Genomic DNA, 16398 nt, shown 5'->3' with positions numbered 1-16398 from the left:
TGCTCAGCTCCCCGTGTTCAACGCAAGCCCAGTCCGCGCGCGATCATTCCGCGCAGGATGTCGCGCGTACCACCTCGCAGCGAAAACGAAGGGGAAGCTTGGGTTATGTACTTGAGCGTCATCAGCAGTTCAACCGGTATCTCCTCGGTGTCCCGCGCGAACAGGTCTTCGGCGATGGCTGCGGGAATCATCTGTTCAAGCGTGGTGCCGAGCTCCTTGACCAGAGCGGCTTCCACGATGGGGCTGGCGCCTTGCACAAGCTTTTGCTGCACCGCCACCGACATCGCGCGTAAAGGTGCAAGCTGTGTGAGCACCTTGCCCGCCAGGCGTTGGGCCGACTCCGTGCGCCCCTGTGGGGTGCGAACGTACTGCAGCCATTGTTCAAACAACACAATGGAAGAAAACAGACGCTCCGGCCCACTGCGCTCGAAGGCCAGCTCGGCAGTCACTTGTTCCCAGCCCTGGCCCTCCACACCTATCAGAGCGTCATGGCCCAGTTGCACATTGTCGAAAAAGACTTCGCAGAAATGGCTGTCGCCCGACAGGTCGCGGATAGGGCGCACCGTCACACCGGGTAGCGACAGATCCACGATCACCTGCGACAGGCCCTTGTGGCGATCCTCCGAAGTGCCTGAAGTGCGGACCAATGCAATCATGTACTGGCAGTGGTGAGCATAGGTGGTCCAGATCTTCTGCCCATTGAGAAGCCAGCCCTGTGCGTTCGGTATGGCACGGCTCTTGACGCTGGCCAGGTCCGAACCGGAGTTGGGCTCGCTCATGCCGATGCAAAAAAAGGCCTCACCGCGGCAGACCTTGGGGATATAAAACTGCTTCTGGTCCTCGGTCCCGTACTTGAGAATGAGTGGGGCACTCTGGCGGTCGGCGATCCAATGTGCGCCCACGGGCGCGCCAAAATTCAGAAACTCCTCGACCAGCACATAACGGGTAAAGGCACTGCGGCCGGCTCCGCCATACGCCGTGGGCAAGGTCACACCAATCCAGCCCTTGGCGCCCAGCTGACGACTGAACTCGGCGTTGTAGCCCATCCATGAACGGGCACGAATGTGCGCGGGCATGGCTCGCGTAGCTTCTATCAGGAATGCACGCACTTCGGCGCGCAAGGCCTCGTCTTCAGCGGGAATACCGGTAAGTGCCAGTGACTCCAACGTGCTCATTGCACTACTCCGTGTGTTGCAAAGCGCGCGACAGCGCACCAAAGACTGAAACGGCTGCTGTGTTCATCGCTGAGGCACCTTGGCCTGGGCAACGATGCGCTTCCACAGGGCAATTTCATTCTCCTGAAACGTACGCATCTGTGAGGGGCCCCCGGTCATTGGAATGGCTCCGATGCGCTCATAAAACTGGCGGGTTTCGTCAGTTTTGGAGATCTCCGTCAATAGCGCCGCCAGCTTCTCGGTTTCAGCAGCGGGTGTCTTGGCGCTGACCATGGCCCCGACCCACGTGTAGGCTTCGAAACCTTTCAAGCCCGCCTCATCGGCCGTAGGCACGTCTGGCAAGTTAGGTACTCGCCGATCCGAGGCCACTGCTAGCACCTTCACCCGGCCCGCCTTGGCGAGCTCTTGTACGGCCGTCACTTCGGCAAATGCGTAATCGACTACGCCTCCCGCGACGGCGGTCATGGTTTCCCCGGCGCCCTTGAAGGGGACATGAACGGTGCGTACCTTCGCTGCATCGTTGAGCAGTTCTCCCATCAATTGATAGCCCGCCGATCCCGCACCAAAATTCACTTTCCCAGGATTTGCAGCAGCATGATCTAACAGGCCTTGTAGATCGTTGTACGACACAGTGGGAGCCGCAGCGATCATGGCAGGCGATCGCATCATCATGGTCAAGGGCGCAAAATCGGCGACCGGGTCATAGGGCAGGTCTTTGAAGAGCGCTGCATTGACCGCCAGGGTGGAATTGCTGCCGATAAACACGGTATAGCCGTCCGCGGGTGCAGTCAGCACCTGATTGACGGCGATGAACCCGTTTGCGCCGGGCTTGTTTTCTACGACGACAGGCTGTCCCGTCAGGTCCTGCAGCTTTTTAGCGAAGTAGCGTGCAGAGGTGTCGGTACCGCTTCCAGGACCAAACGGCACAACGAATTTGATGGGTTTGGATGGGAAATCCTGGGCCGAGGACGTGCCCCCTGCAACGAAAAACAGGCAAGCGCTGGCCGCTAGCCAAGTCAACAACGGTCGGCGGTTGAAGATCATTTTTTGTCTCCTATCTTTTGTGCACCCCGTTCTCTAGGAGCCGGGGTTAGAAGACAAATGTAGAAGTGACGTTTACGATGGGTCCAATATTAAAAAATGTGCTTTTGATACCTATTCGATATCGCCATGGATCTGCGCCAGCTACAGCGATTTGTGACTCTGATGGAAACGCGTAACTTCCACCGTGCTGCCGCGTTGTTGCACATGGCACAGCCGCCGTTGTCGGTGTCTATCCGACGCTTGGAAGATACATTGGGGGGCAAACTATTCGAACGTCACCCTAGCGGGTTAATCCCTACTCCGATGGCTCATGCCATTCTGCGCGATGCTCGTATCGCGCTGTTCCATGCCGAGCAATGCAGGCTCAAAGCACAAGAGACCTTGCACGGCTTGCAAGGACAGCTGCGGATGGGCTTCATCGGCAGCGCCACATACAAGCTGCTGCCGCAGCTGATTCCTGCTCTGCGGCATACCTTTCCCAAATTGGAGCTGGATCTGCTGGAGATGACATCGCTGGAGATTCTGGAAGGTATTCGGTCCCAGCATGTCGACATGGGTTTTCTACGCTTTCCGGTGGGGGATGTACCTGAAGTCGAGGTAATTCCGCTGGAACGGGACGACTTTGTGTTGGCGGTACCCAGCAAAAGTCCTTTAACGGAGGGTGGACGTACCCAGCTGGCATTGTCAGAGGTTGCCCAGCAGCCTTTCATCCTGTATCCCAAGTCCCGAGTGCCCGGCTTAGCGGCGTTGGCCGCTACACGCTGCCAGCTATCGGGCTTTGCTCCAAGAGTCGTACAGGAGGCCATGCAGGTGCATACCATCCTCAGTCTGGTGGCATCAGGCGTGGGCGTAGCCTTGGTAGCCGGCGTGGCTCAGCACGTGCAGTTTCCTGGTGTCACGTATCTGACGCTCACGGACACACCGGCAGAGTTCTGTGTCGGTATGGCGCTGGCGGTACCTCACTCCCGCCGTAGTGCGATCGTGAACAATGTGCTGGAGTACGTCCAGCTGCATCACCAGGTGCCGGAAATGCAGCAATATGCGCTTAGAACGGCGAACAGCTCCTCTGTGTGAATGCTTCGGATATCAGTTGGGACTGTGGAAAATCACCCGATCTGTGACGCCCGCAGAAGTTGGGACGCTCGCTAAACAACAGTTCAGCGAGCTCCAAGTCTTACTTCAAAGGCGCCTTTCCTTCTGAGACGTCCATAATCATGCGAGCCGCGAGGTATAGCCTGGGTACGATGCTGTCGATGATGATGTATTCCGCATCGTTGGAGTGAGCGCCAAAGCCGGACAACCCCATTCCTTCGATGACCGGCCCGCGGGCTTTCAGTGCCGCAAAGGCGGCATCGGTGCCGCCGCCAGTCGGGCGATCCACTACCGCCAAGGGCAGGTCCAGCTCTTCATAGATCTGCACGCCATGGCGAGCCAGGGCGCGAGAGGCGTCCGTGGCCTCAAGCGGGGGGCGGCGTACTTCGAATTTCACACTGACTTTTGAATCGGGCAGAAGTTTGTTCTGTACGCGTTCGTCGATGGTCTTGGCCAGTGCATCGAAATCCGAGACGCGTAGCGCGCGCGCATCCGCCTGTGCGGAGGCATTGCCGGGGATGACGTTGCGGTTGGTGCCGGCTTGCGCCACAGTCCAATTGAGTTTCAGACCGTCTTCGGGTTTGGACAGGTCGTCCATTTGCAGGATCTGGTGGGCGAGTTCGTAGAGCGCGTTGACGCCGCCTTCTGGCCGTGCGCCCGCGTGGGAGGTCTTTCCTTGCACGTTCAGGTAAACCGCTCCAATGCCGCTGGTGGCCAGGGTCAGTCTGGGCTTCATGCCGCCGCCTTCGAATGAGAAGACCGCATCCTGGTCGGCACCCAGTCGCGTGATGGTGCTGCGCGAGCCCGGCGAACTGATTTCCTCGTCACCATTGATCAGAACGGTAAGCGTGCCGTAGTCCTTAAATCCCAGCTTTTGCAGTAGGTCTATGGTGTGGATCACGCTAGCTACGCCGTGTTTATCATCGGCGATACCCAGGCCATAGGCACGCTCGCCATCGATGCGAAACGGCTGGTCTTTCAGCATGCCTCGACGGTAAACCGTGTCCATATGCGCAATCAGCATGATTTTGCTGTCGCCCGTCCCTTTGAATTCGGCGTGAACCATGGGGCCGACTTTCTCCGGGGTATCGTCAAGACGCGTCACGTCGGTAGCCGGTACGATTTTGACCGTGCCACCTAAATCGCTGAGCCGCTTGCTGACCAGCTCGGCAATGCGCTCGACGTCTTCGACGTCCTTGCTTCCCGACTCGATCTCCACGAGCGCTTTCATGGTGTCGAGCATGCCCTGTTTTTGCGCTGTCGCGGCCTCGTACACGGCAGTCACCGGCGCTGCCGCCGCCAGTTGTCCGCTACAGATAAAAACCAGTGCAAGGCCAGCGCGATAAATCGAAGAGCGAAATGGAAGCCGTGACATAGGAATATCCTCGGAGTTTAGATGGGAGGCGTGCGAAACCTCCCAAGGGTTGGCGCCATTTTTGTAGAGTAATAGTATTGGCGCGCGATGGATGTAACGAAGCGCACCGCACGAGGTATAGATGGCTGCGGGGTCACTAGGCCGGAGCCAGCTGTTTTTCCGGCATTTGCCCGACCCTTTCGTACAGCTGTTCCCGCACACCGGTTTCCTTATAGATACTGGCAATCAGGCGAGCCTCGGGCGTATCTCGGTCCAGTACATCGTCGGGCAGTGCCGGTAGGTCTTTCACCCCTTCGATCGCATCAGGCATCTGTTCGAGCCATGCCGCTTCCTGGGGATCAGGGTTGTGGCTTGCACTCGCGGAATAAACGGTGATGGCATCGCACAGCCGCGCAGCGCAGGCAACCAAGGGGAACCAAGCCGCGGCCTCGTAACCGGCGGGCGGCGGCTCGGCCAGCGAGCGTTGTAGCGCGGCTCGCATGTCGACCAGCTTGCTATAGGCCGCGCGACGCGCGTCGCTTAGCTCGGCGACCTCAGGCTGCGAGCGGTTAGCGAGCGCCTGGCTCAGATATTGCGCGATGGCTTTACGTGCGTCCGTCAGGGCTTGGTCGAGTTCGCTGAAATGTCTGCGCGGCCAGAGCAAGTAGCCAAAGACCAACACAATGGCGCACCCCGCAAGGGTATCGATAAGCCGCAGCATGGCGTAGTCTATGCCCTGACGTTCAGGGGCTAGGAAATCGATCAGCACCAACACCAATGGCGTTACGGCGAACGAGGTCAGCGCATAGCTGCGTTGCGTGAGCCATGGCAAGGTGAAGGTGATCGCGCCAATGAGCAGAATGAACAGGGGACCGACCGGCACATAGGCCAGCAGCAGCCCGCCGGCCACCACGCCGACCGCCGTGCCGAGCATACGCTGCACGGCGCGTACAAAGATCGAACCCAATTCCGGCTTCATCACGATCGCCACGGTCATGGGCACCCAGTACCAATGCGAGATATTGTCGAAATAGTGAACCGAATATCCCAGCGCCGTGCATAGCATTAACTTTATCGCCGCCTGTACGGTGCTGCGCCCTGGGGTGAGCTTTTGCAGCAGCAAGCGCAGTTGCAGCGACTGTTGTGAGGTCGCGCGCGCTCTTGCGCCCGTCGCGTCGGGCACGGCTTTAGCGTCCCATAGGGCCTCGATCAGGTCATCAAGTTCACGCGCGAATTCGCAGCCTTCCGTATGATGGCCGGTGTAGCGCCGCTCATGCAGCACTGCGTCGGTGATGTCGTGGAGGATGGGTTGCAGCCGCTCGAGATGATCGACACTCTGACGCGCCATCAAGGCGGCGAAAAGCCGGTCCAGGCTTTGGACGATCGCGGCGGTTTGATCCACGACCTGGTTGCGGCCCACGGCGCGATAGCGCGCTTGCAGCATGAAGGTATAGAGCGCTTCGTACTTGATGTTGTATTGCAAGCGCGCGGCTTCGATATCCCCATGGGCGAGCTTTTGCTTGCAGATAGCGCTTAACGCCTGCAGCACCTGCACAATGGCATCGCGGCGCGGATGATGCGGCCGAAACCATTTCTCCAGCAGCAGCAAGAACATCGCAAATAGCGCACCGCTTATGACCAGCAAGCTCGACATCCAGAAGTGCTGGATCTCCGGATTGCCCAGTGCCACCGCTGCCATGATCATGAACTGCAGCGAGCCAATCGAAATGGCGGCGCTATAACTGCTGGCGATGGACAGTAGAAAGCCGATCACGCTCATGATCAGCACGATCCCGGTCCACGGCAACCCCATCGTCTGCAAATAGCCGGCCATGAAGCCCGCCGCGCCAATGGGTGCGGCGGTAAGGATCTTGCGAAAGGTCGCGCTATACGGCGCGTCGCGCTCGCCTATCGCAGGAAAAAGAGAGCCGAGCGAGATCCACAGCGTATACATCAGCGTGTCGGTGTAATGACCCACTGCCATGGGAAGGCAGACGGCCAGCGCGGCCCGGCTGCAACGACTGATGTTCCAGCTCGCCGGATTCAATCGTGCGACCTCTCTAAGCCATGAACTCGGGCTTAGGGAAACTTCGTCTTTCTGGGTGTCGGGCTTATCCATGCTAGTCCAAGCGGTCCCGCGACCGCGCTTTGCAACGTATAAAGGTACTATCGGCGAGCGATGGCTCGCCGCGTCTATATTCAGACAGGGCTCGCACTATTGACGCCTAAGAACTGAAACGGCTTGGACGGTTGGAAGTCGCGCGTCGCGTTGCCGGAGTAGGTATGCGTCTGATCGTCACCCAGGTCCAGTTTCATGACCTTGCCGGTTTTGTCGCTGAAGTCGATCGCCTTCAGATCGACCCAGAACGTGTTGGGCGTGAGCGCCGATTCAAAGAAGTACAGCTTGCGTTGATGATCGAACACCGTGCGCCAGCGGGTGGAGGAAATGTTGGGTTGGTCTGGCGTGCTGATGCCATACGGGACGGATACGTTGCGGATCACGCTGAACACGCTGGCCAGCGATTTATTGGGGTCCTGATCTTTTGGGATCGTGTTCACATAGAACGAGGCGCGGGCGAATCGATCCGACGCGCGATTGGTGCCGGGCAGCATGACCGTGCCGTTGATCTGTTGCCAATAGGTGTTTAGCGCCAGTTGCTCTTCGAAGATCGGCGAATTGGTCATCACCTGATATTCGCGGCTGTGGTGGATGATTTGTTTGCCGCCGATATATTCGACGATGGCGCTGTCGCCGCTGGCGTCCGACATGGAAAGATGCAGCGTCGCGAGGCGGCTTTCGCCGGGGATGTTATCGGTGACGATGGTGAATGGCTCGTCTTTTAGTGCGTCCACCGCTTCTTTAACGGTGGCGAAATTGTCCAGCACATATTGCGCCCAGGCCGCGATCGACAGGCCCGGCTTGCTGCTGGGCTCAAAAGGTGGATACTCCGATTCCACCAGCCAAAGCAAGTTGGCGTTCAATCCCGCCTCGTTCACGCCATCGGTGGTGGAAATGTCGTAGCCGGAGGTGATGACGCTGCCATACTTGGAGGTCCAGTGCACGGTGTTCTCGCCCGTCTGTCCATCGCGTTCCATACCGCGCGGCAAAATCCAAAGATTGCTGACGATATTGCTTTTCCAATCCATTGAGCGCGCCGTCATGACCTGACCGTTATCACCCAGGAACACCAAACGGGTGCAGGCCCATGCGCTTGGCGCGGTAGCGAGCGTCGTCATGCTCAGGACGAGCGCTGCCAGTTTCGAGATAGTGCTGCGCTGATTCATGTTGATCAAGGTTCTTATCGATAGAGAGACAATGGCGACACCGGCTACCGCCCGAATCGGTCGATGGCGATAAAGCAGCTTGGCAGGGAGGGCCGGTTCATCAATAATAGGGCCGCAACATCATACCTTCTCTGGACGCTGGCCATACCCATGCAGACCCCTTTATATAAGCTATCGAGTTTCCTCGTGTGTGGCGCAATTTTTAGCACACCCGGGGTCGCGGCCCAACCTCAATCGCCTGATGACGACGCCTGGAGATTTCAGGTCACGCCATACGTATGGATGACCGGCCTGGATGGCACCGTGCGCCCGTTCCAGGGCGCGCCCACGGCGCACGTGGATAAGTCGTTCTCAGAAATTCTGGATAGCCTGGATGCAGCGTTTTTCCTGGCCGGAACGGCGCGTAAAGACCGTTGGGTGGTGCAGGGCGATCTGACCTACGCGGCGACTTCTGATTCCGCCGCCTTGCCATATGGGCTATCGGCGCGGGCGAAGGTGCGACAAACCTCGGCGACCTTGCTCGGCGGCTACAGCTGGGAAGTCGGGCATCAATCAAATCTGGACGTGATGGCGGGGGCCCGGTATTGGGATATCAATGCGAAGGTAAAGGTCGGCAATCTGCTATCGGCAACGTCCGACACCTCTTTTATTGACCCGATCGTCGCGCTGCGCTGGCGCAATGACTTCGCGCCGCGGTGGTCATCTCTGGTCTATGTGGATACGGGCGGCTTTGGAGCGGGGTCGGACTATACCTGGCAGGTGATGGGATCTATCAACTACCAGGTGCATGACCATGTCCATTTGTCGGTGGGCTACCGTCACCTGGATGTGAACTATCGTGATGGCGGCAAGCGTCTGGATTTCTCGCAAAGCGGGCCGCTCGTGGGGCTCACGTTCAGGTTTTAGGCTCGAACATCACCATGCCCGCCTGCGATCAAAGCCAATAAATCCAGAAGGCCGACAGCACGATGCATAGCGTGGCCACGGGCAGGCCTGCCTTGGCGAAGTCCATGAACGAGATGTTCACGCCGCAGGCCTTGGATTGTTCCACCACGACGATGCCGGCGAGACTGCCAAATATCACCATATTGCTGGAAAAGCCCGTGCCCAACGCCAGCGCGGCGCACAATGCATCGGAATTCGCACCCGGCTGCAGGTAGGGCGCCAGCAGCATCACTGTGGGGTTATTGCCCACGATATTGCTCAAGGCCGCGCTCGTCAGATAGAGGGCGAGTGGCTCATTGAGGTCGACACCCAGATGTTTCAAATCGGCAAGCAGCGTCTGGGGCAGCCCGGTCGCGGCCATCGCCGCATTCACGATAAACAAGCCCATGACGAGCAGAAGCAAGTTGCCATCGACTTCCTTGAGCACATCGTTCGAGGCAATGCTGCGGTTGATCAGGAGTATGCTGGCGGCGGTCAGGGCGACAATTTCCTGTGGCCAGATGTCCATGACGAACACCACCACCGTTGCCAGCATCACCACCGATGCCTTGATCGTATCCATCAAATCCAGGCGAGCCGGCGCGGTGTGCGCTGCTGGCGTGGGGCTGGTTTGTTGCCCCAGCGTCCATTTGCCGCGAAACATATAAGCAATGACGCCCCACACAATGGGCAATGACAGCAGGGCGGGCAGACCGGCGACCTTTAACAGCTCGAGAAACGACACATCCAACGCCTGCGCCGCGATCATATTTTGCGGACTACCGATCAGCGTACCGACCGAGCCCGCATTCGCCGCGAAGCAAAAGGCGAGCAGGAAAGGAATGGGATTCAACCCTCTGGCCAGCGTGATGGACACCAACAAGGGCGTCATGGCCACCACCACGACGTCGTTGGTCAGCAGGGAAGACAGCACGCCACTGACTGCGATAAAGACCGCTAGCAGCACAGTGGGACTCGCCCGTAGCGTGGCGACCTTCTGTGCCGCCCACGCATAAAAGCCCGACACCGCGAACGCGCCCGAAATCACCATCAGGCCGAATAGCAGACCGACCGTTTTGTAGTCGATTGCGTTCCACGCCGCCTGTGCACTGAGGCTGCCTACGGCCAGCATGGCGACCGCGCCGATCAACGCGGCGCCCGTGCGATCGACTTTAAACCCTGGGATTTTGCCGAATCCCATGGCGATGTAGACCACGAGGAAGATTAGCAATGTGAGATGCATAAGCGGTGTTCGTTCGATCTGCGAAATAGGAATCGCGTCAGGTCATTGATACGCCTGTAACGCGAGCGGGCGCCATTGTAGTAGTTGAATTAAGGCCTGCCCGCAGCGTGGCCGCGAAAGGAACATCCAAGGTCCGTAGGGCGACGTGCCCCAACCGGCCAGAGTCCGCAGACGCTTTAAACATTCCAAACTCTGTTCTTGACGGGCGGATATTGCTCGCTTAATGTACGTACAAACGTACATAACAGAGGAGACAACATGACCGCTGCAAATTCGGTTGGGCAGGACGCCTTGGCTGGCGTCAAGGTGCTGGATCTGTCGAATTTTCTGGCCGCGCCCATGAGCGCGATGTTTCTCGCCGATTTCGGCGCCGACGTGATCAAGGTCGAACGTCCAGGCAGCGGCGACGAGGTGCGCTATTGGGGCGAGAACAAGGATGGCGTGGGTCTCTACTACAAGGTGCTGAACCGCGGCAAGCGCGCCATAACCTTGGATCTGCGTACGCCGTTCGGGCAAGAGGCTGTAAAACGACTCGTGGCCGACATGGACATCGTGGTCGAAAACTATCGTAGTGGCACGCTCGAAAAATGGGGACTGGGTTACGAGGCCTTAAAGGAGATCAACCCTGGGCTGATCATGATGCGCGTGACTGGCTTTGGCCAAACCGGCCCCTATCGGGAGCGTCCTGGCTTTGGCACCCTGGCCGAAGCCTACGCCGGCTACGCACAGATTTCGGGCTATCCGGATCAGCCGCCGCTACTTCCCGGATTTGGCTTGGCCGACTCCTCGACCGGCCTGATGGCGGCATTTCTGGCCATGGTGGCGCTACGCCACAAAGAACGCACGGGGCAGGGGCAGTATGTGGACCTTGCCATCTATGAAACGCTACTGACCTTGATTGGCCCGCACGTCATCAACTACGACCAGCTGGGGCTCATACAAGAGCGCAGCGGCAGCCGGCTTCCCTTTACCGCGCCGCGCAACACGTTTCAAACCCGCGATGGCAAGTGGCTGGCGATCGCGGGCAGTGCCCAGTCGACCTTTGTACGGATATGTCAGGTGCTGGAAATTCCCGAGCTCGTGGATGACCCGCGTTTTGCCGACAACCGCCAACGTCTCAAGCATGTCAAAGAACTGGACGAGGCCTTGCAGCGCGCCGTGTCCCGCTTTGATCTGGACGATCTGCTTGCGCGTTCCGCCGATTTGCAGTCGACCATGGCGCCCGTCAATAACGTGGCGCAAATCATGGCGGATCCTCAGATTCAGGCTCGGGAGAACATCGCCACGTTGCAAGACGATGAGCTGGGCGCGCCGCTACGCATGCAGAATGTCGTGGGCAAACTGTCCGCCTCGCCCGGGCGTATCCGCACGCCCGGACCAGCTTTGGGTCAGCACAATAGAGAGATTCTCATCGATCGGTTGGGCTATACCGAAGCACAGCTGCAACAGGCCGGCATTACGTTGGCGGATTGAGGGAGGATGCCATGGCGATGAGTTTTCCATCCAGCGTCGAGGTAGTCGAAGTCGGCCCGCGCGACGGTCTGCAAAGCTTTCCCTCCTGGGTCGATACCGATACGAAGGTCCGCATCATTGACCGATTATCGGCAGCGGGCTTGCCCGTGATCGAGGTGACGGGATTTGCGCATCCACGAGTCATTCCCAATCTAAAAGATGCCGAGGAAGTTTGCGCGCGCATCCATCGACGGCCAGGAACGATATATCGTGGTCTGGCGCCGAATGCCCGCGGTGCGCAGCGCGCGGTGGACGCAAAGGTCGACGAAATCGTGGGCCTGACCATCGGCAGTGCATCGTATCTGAAGAAAAATCAGAACATGGACCCGGAACGCGCCAACGCGCAGGCGATCGAGGCGTTTCGCATTGCCGATGCGGCTGGCCTGCGCTATGTGCTGGCTTTGGGAATGTCGTTCTGGTGCCCCTATGAGGGCGTCATTCCCGAAGAGCGCATCACGTCCATGGTGGGCGAGTTTCGCAATGCGGGGATTCGCCGCCTGTACTTGGCGGGGTCGGTGGGGATGGAGGATCCCCGGCATGTGAACAGACTGTTTGGTCGATTGCGTGACCGTTATCCTGATGTCGAGCTGGGCTTTCATATCCACAACTTGTCTGGCATGGCGACGGCGAACATCGCGGCGGCATTAGACGGCGGGGCGGCCTGGTTGGAAGGCGCCATCTGCGGCATCGGCGGTGGCATCGCCATGCCGCAGACGCTGGGCGCGGTGGGTAATTTCCCAACCGAAGATCTGGTGCGGATGCTGGGGTTGATGGACATAGACACCGGCCTGGACGCGGACGAAGTTCTGGCGGCGGCCCGCGAGGTGGGGCAGTGGTTGAATATCGAACCGCGCAGCCACGCCACGCACGGCGCGACCCGCGAGGCCGTGACCCAATGGGGTCGCGACCATCCGCACGAGTACCCCGGATGATGCTTATTCGTCGTCAGCGGCGTGCGCGCGAAAGCGTGAGCTTTGCGTGTAGGTGCCGCTGGGATAGTGTCCTAGCCCCACCTGCACCAGCTGACCCGCTCGGTCCAGATAGTAGCGAGTGATTCTCAGAGCAGCTTGGCCCTCTTTGGCGTGCAATGCGCGCGCCATGGGCTCATCAAGATTAGCGGCGGTGATTTCTTGCTGAACCTCGACAATGCGTATGCCGTAGCGGGCTTCAACCAAGGTATAGATCGGCTTTCTGAGCACCTTGATGCCATGCAGTACATCAGCGAACTCAGGACGCAGGTAAACCTGCAGGTAGCTCATCGGCGTGCGGCTGTCGACGAAGGTACGGACGATATTGGCTTCAGTCCATGCCTGGCCGGGCTGGCAGTGCAGCTGGGCGGCCCAGGCCTCGTCGGCCACGATTTCGCGTTGCGATTGCACGTGCATCTCCGTCGCGTCGACGAATTGCAAGAGCTCGGAAACGGAGTTGATGCCGCTGAAAAATCGCAGCGATTGTGGGCGTGCGCGAACCCGGGTGCCGACACCGGGGCGGGCAGAAATAATGCCTTCATCTTTCAGTTCACGCAGTGCCTGTCTGACCGTATGGCGGCTCACGCTGTAGCGCAGCGCCAATTCCCCTTCGGTGGGCAGGGTGCTGCCTACCGGGTAACGGTCGGTTTCGATGTCGTGCTTCAACGTGCGCGCCAGCGTTGCATAAAGCGGTTGGCGTCCACCCGAGTACGCATCAAAGGCAACAGGCGAAGACGGTGGGGTAGTTGCCATGCGAAGACCAACGATTGGAGGTGGAGCGATTGTAATAGACGTGTCTGGCGCCGAGTCCGGAAAGCCATGTATGCGTGATTGCGACTATTGACATCCGCAGAATCACTCCATATTGTACGTACATACGAACAAATGAAGAAATAGAAACCCGAGACAGCTTGTTGGCACCGCAAACGTGACACTAGTGGGCGCCATCGAATCTGGCAGCAGTAGACGACAAGCATCACCGAGGAGACAAGCATGCAGCACTTTGCAGCAAAGGTGAGACCGTTAGACCGACCGAAGCCTGGGTCGCCCAACCGATGTGGAATATCCGAAGGCGTTCACCCAGTACCAATAAGACCTAAGCCGCGGCAACGCCACAACGAGTGTTTCTGATCGCGCCCAGACGCGGCCGAGAACCGCGTCGTCACGCTCACTCTTGCCGGCGTCATCTGATTCCGGAACCTTTATTGCCACTCACGGAGGCAATTTCATCGTGCCTGTGTTCGAACTTTTAGTCGCCGGGATTCTGCTGGGCGGGCTCTATGCCTTGATGGCATGCGGGCTTAATCTGATCTTCGGTGTGATGCGCGTGATCAACTTCGCCCACGGCGATTTGCTTGCCGTGGGCGCATTGACCGCGGTGTCCTTGGTGGCGGGGTTGCACCTGCCGTATTTCGCCGCGCTGATTCTGGTGCCGTTGCTGACCGCGGCGATCGGGCTCGCCATGCAGTATCTGGTGATTCGCCACATCATCGATGGCCCGCCCATTATGTCGCTGCTGGCGACGTTCGCAATATCCACGATCTTGATCAATATATCGCTCATGATCTGGGGCGGCGGCTTTCACGGTCTGCCTACCGTTTTGAGCGGCTCCATTCCCTTGCTGGGCATGGATATTCCTTTGGCCCGCTTGGTGTCGTTCCTGGTCGCGATGACAGCCACGCTGGGCGTATGGTGGTTCTTGCAATCGACACGCTTCGGCAAGGCAATCCGATCGGTCTCGCAGGCGTCGGAACTGGCGGTGATCTCAGGCATATCGATCAATCAGGTGCGTAACGTGACTTTTGCGTTGGGCGCCGCCATGGCCGGGTTGGCGGGCGTGTTGCTGGCGCCGACTTTCGCGGCCGACGCGCAGTTAGGCGCGCGCTTTGGCATCAAAGCGTTTGCGGTGATTATCGTCGGTGGGATGGGGAGCTATCCCGGCGCGATGGCGGCCGCGTTATTGATGGGCGTGCTCGAAGTGTTCGCCGGGTATCTCTACGGGCAGGTGCTGGGTAGCGCCACCGTGTTCCTCGCGATGTTGATCGTCTTGGTTGTCCGGCCGCGAGGCTTGTTCGGGATAGGAGCACGCGCATGAAATCCCTGTTTGTTTCTGTCGTGATTGTCGCGGCGCTGGCGGCGTTGCCGTGGGTGGCTGGATCGTACGGTATGTCGTTCATGATCCAGACTTTTATCTTCATCGCGTTGGCGTATTCGTGGAATCTCATCGGCGGCTATGCGGGTTATACCCATTTCGGCCAGGTGGCATTCTTCGGCCTTGGGGCGTATGTGGGATCGCTGGCGATTCTGGATGGCACGCATTGGATCGTGGCGTCGCTGTATGCGGGCGTAGCGGCCTGCTTGCTGGCCACGGTGTTGGGCAGCGTGATGCTGCGCTTGAAGGGGCCATATTTCGCCATCGGTATGTTTGGGATCGCGCGCGTATGCGAGTCTCTCGCGCTGGGCATGGACGACATCACGCAAGGCGGCACGGGCCTTTATCTGGTTGTTGTTGAGCAGTCGCACTTGTATTACGCAGTGGGTGCTATTGCGTTGTTCATGGTGATGGCCACGTGGCGGCTGGATAGTTCTCGGCTGGGTTTGCAGCTGCTGTCGATCCGCGAGGACGAGACTGCCGCCAACGCGCTAGGCGTACGCACGACGCGCCTGAAAATTGGGACCTTCGTCGCATCGGCATTCATGCCTGGTGTTTGCGGGTGCTTGTATGCCTGCTATTTGGGCTACATCGACCCCGCGACCGCGTTTGCGCCCATGACGGAGCTGACGGTGATCGCCATGGTGCTGCTGGGAGGCATGGGCACGGTCTTCGGCCCATTGGTGGGCGCGGCCCTGATGTCCGTGGTCAACGAAGTTTTGTGGGCCCGTCTACCCGAGATTTATCTCGCCTTGGTGGGCTTCATTATTCTGATCGCCGTGCTCTATATGCCGCGCGGTATCGTCAATCACGCACAGCGGCGTGCCTGGTTTTGGGTGCCTTTGGCACGTGGACACCTGCGCCGCATGGCCTCACGTCGCAAGGAGCCCGTCCAATCATGAGCGCAACCTCGCAACCCATGCTGTCGGTCGAAAACGTCAGTAAACGCTTTGCAGGCCGGGTGGCGCTCGAAGGCGCCAGCCTGGAGATTGCGTCCGGGTCCATCACCGGCGTGATCGGGCCAAATGGTTCGGGTAAATCGACACTGTTCAACATCATTGCCGGCGCGCTGGCTGCCGATGGTGGGCGCATTGTGTTGCAAGGCCAGGACGTGACGCGCGCGACGCCCGCGGACATTTGTCGGCGCGGCGTTGGGCGCACGTTCCAGATATCACGGCTATTCAACGAACTGACTGTGCTGGAAAACCTGGTTGCCATCGCGCACGGCATGACAGATAGCGCGGCGGTCGAGCGGGCGCTGGCGTTATTGGACTTTCTGGAAATAACCTCCCTACGGGACAAGTGGGGCGCCGAACTGTCGTACGGCCAGCGCAAACTGGTCGAGATCGCCCGGGCGCTGATGCTACAGCCGACGATGCTGTTATTGGACGAGCCCTTTGCCGGCATCAATCCGCGCTTGCAGAATCGCATCGTCGAGCATTTGCAGGCGTTGCGTGCGCAAGGCATGACGCTGTTTTTCATCGACCATGAAATGCGCATCGTGCTGGAGATCTGCGATGACTTATACGTACTGGCCGAGGGCCGCGTGATTGCGCATGGCGATGCCGATACGATCCGCCATGACCAGCGTGTCAAGGATGCGTACTTTTAGGGTTCCAAATCATACGTCCCGAGGGGGACACATAACC

General features: G+C 59.0%; 14 protein-coding genes. 7 read left to right on the top strand and 7 right to left on the bottom strand.

Features of this window, described 5'->3' with window-relative positions; all coding sequences use genetic code 11:
• Positions 1 to 17: 17 nt before the first annotated feature.
• Together GOQ25_RS11210 and GOQ25_RS11205 are read right to left on the bottom strand one after the other, a co-directional pair.
• On the bottom strand, positions 18 to 1175 hold the full coding sequence (locus GOQ25_RS11210; protein WP_160350549.1) for an acyl-CoA dehydrogenase family protein: 1158 nt from the start codon (positions 1173 to 1175) through the stop codon (positions 18 to 20).
• Between the two features lie 63 nt (positions 1176 to 1238).
• Positions 1239 to 2219: a tripartite tricarboxylate transporter substrate binding protein gene (locus GOQ25_RS11205; RefSeq protein ID WP_160350548.1), complete on the bottom strand. Its 981-nt coding sequence runs from the start codon at positions 2217 to 2219 to the stop codon at positions 1239 to 1241.
• Between the two features lie 126 nt (positions 2220 to 2345).
• On the opposite strand from GOQ25_RS11205, the gene GOQ25_RS11200 reads away from it, so the two are divergent.
• A complete protein-coding gene (locus GOQ25_RS11200) occupies positions 2346 to 3293 on the top strand; it encodes a LysR family transcriptional regulator (RefSeq protein WP_160350547.1) in 948 nt (315 codons plus the stop codon).
• Positions 3294 to 3393: 100 nt separating this feature from the next.
• Here the strand turns inward: GOQ25_RS11200 and GOQ25_RS11195 are convergent, their stop codons facing one another.
• The 3 genes from GOQ25_RS11195 to GOQ25_RS11185 form a co-directional block, all read right to left on the bottom strand.
• Positions 3394 to 4686, bottom strand: a complete 1293-nt coding sequence (locus tag GOQ25_RS11195) for a M20/M25/M40 family metallo-hydrolase (RefSeq protein WP_160350546.1) — start codon at positions 4684 to 4686, stop codon at positions 3394 to 3396.
• A gap of 136 nt (positions 4687 to 4822) precedes the next feature.
• Positions 4823 to 6784 (bottom strand): FUSC family protein, encoded by a 1962-nt coding sequence (locus tag GOQ25_RS11190; RefSeq protein WP_160350545.1) that lies wholly within the window; start codon positions 6782 to 6784, stop codon positions 4823 to 4825.
• Between the two features lie 80 nt (positions 6785 to 6864).
• Positions 6865 to 7902 carry a linear amide C-N hydrolase gene (locus GOQ25_RS11185; protein WP_236844559.1) on the bottom strand — a complete coding sequence of 346 codons (1038 nt, stop codon included), beginning with the start codon at positions 7900 to 7902 and terminating at the stop codon, positions 6865 to 6867.
• A gap of 198 nt (positions 7903 to 8100) precedes the next feature.
• On the opposite strand from GOQ25_RS11185, the gene GOQ25_RS11180 reads away from it, so the two are divergent.
• Positions 8101 to 8856, top strand: a complete 756-nt coding sequence (locus GOQ25_RS11180; RefSeq protein WP_160350543.1) for an outer membrane protein — start codon at positions 8101 to 8103, stop codon at positions 8854 to 8856.
• A gap of 28 nt (positions 8857 to 8884) precedes the next feature.
• Here the strand turns inward: GOQ25_RS11180 and GOQ25_RS11175 are convergent, their stop codons facing one another.
• Positions 8885 to 10117, bottom strand: coding sequence for an SLC13 family permease (locus GOQ25_RS11175; RefSeq protein WP_160350542.1), 1233 nt, complete (start codon positions 10115 to 10117; stop codon positions 8885 to 8887).
• A 258-nt stretch (positions 10118 to 10375) separates the two neighbouring features.
• On the opposite strand from GOQ25_RS11175, the gene GOQ25_RS11170 reads away from it, so the two are divergent.
• Both GOQ25_RS11170 and GOQ25_RS11165 read left to right on the top strand, forming a co-directional pair.
• Positions 10376 to 11590, top strand: a complete 1215-nt coding sequence (locus tag GOQ25_RS11170; RefSeq protein WP_160350541.1) for a CaiB/BaiF CoA-transferase family protein — start codon at positions 10376 to 10378, stop codon at positions 11588 to 11590.
• Between the two features lie 17 nt (positions 11591 to 11607).
• Positions 11608 to 12561: a hydroxymethylglutaryl-CoA lyase gene (locus tag GOQ25_RS11165; RefSeq protein WP_160350540.1), complete on the top strand. Its 954-nt coding sequence runs from the start codon at positions 11608 to 11610 to the stop codon at positions 12559 to 12561.
• A gap of 3 nt (positions 12562 to 12564) precedes the next feature.
• On the opposite strand, the gene GOQ25_RS11160 is transcribed toward GOQ25_RS11165, so the two are convergent.
• The gene (locus GOQ25_RS11160; RefSeq protein ID WP_160350539.1) at positions 12565 to 13350 is read right to left on the bottom strand and encodes a GntR family transcriptional regulator; all 786 of its coding nucleotides are present in this window, start codon (positions 13348 to 13350) and stop codon (positions 12565 to 12567) included.
• A gap of 478 nt (positions 13351 to 13828) precedes the next feature.
• Here GOQ25_RS11160 and GOQ25_RS11155 point away from each other — a divergent pair, with 478 nt between their 5' ends.
• Genes GOQ25_RS11155 through GOQ25_RS11145 form a run of 3 tightly spaced genes read left to right on the top strand, consistent with a single transcriptional unit; the run spans position 13829 to position 16361 of the window.
• Entirely contained in the window at positions 13829 to 14692 is an 864-nt protein-coding gene (locus GOQ25_RS11155; RefSeq protein ID WP_160350538.1) for a branched-chain amino acid ABC transporter permease, read from the top strand.
• The gene (locus tag GOQ25_RS11150; protein WP_160350537.1) at positions 14689 to 15651 is read left to right on the top strand and encodes a branched-chain amino acid ABC transporter permease; all 963 of its coding nucleotides are present in this window, start codon (positions 14689 to 14691) and stop codon (positions 15649 to 15651) included. Before GOQ25_RS11155 ends, GOQ25_RS11150 begins: the two co-directional genes overlap by 4 nt.
• Positions 15648 to 16361: an ABC transporter ATP-binding protein gene (locus GOQ25_RS11145; RefSeq protein WP_160350825.1), complete on the top strand. Its 714-nt coding sequence runs from the start codon at positions 15648 to 15650 to the stop codon at positions 16359 to 16361. The genes GOQ25_RS11150 and GOQ25_RS11145 overlap by 4 nt, the downstream gene beginning before the upstream one ends.
• Positions 16362 to 16398 lie beyond the last annotated feature (37 nt).

Origin of the sequence: Bordetella sp. 15P40C-2 (assembly GCF_009763235.1) — a bacterium.
In the GTDB taxonomy this organism is placed as follows: domain Bacteria; phylum Pseudomonadota; class Gammaproteobacteria; order Burkholderiales; family Burkholderiaceae_B; genus Bordetella_A.
The sequence above is the reverse complement of the archived record's forward strand: the minus strand, read 5'-3'. Positions and strand labels throughout refer to the sequence as shown.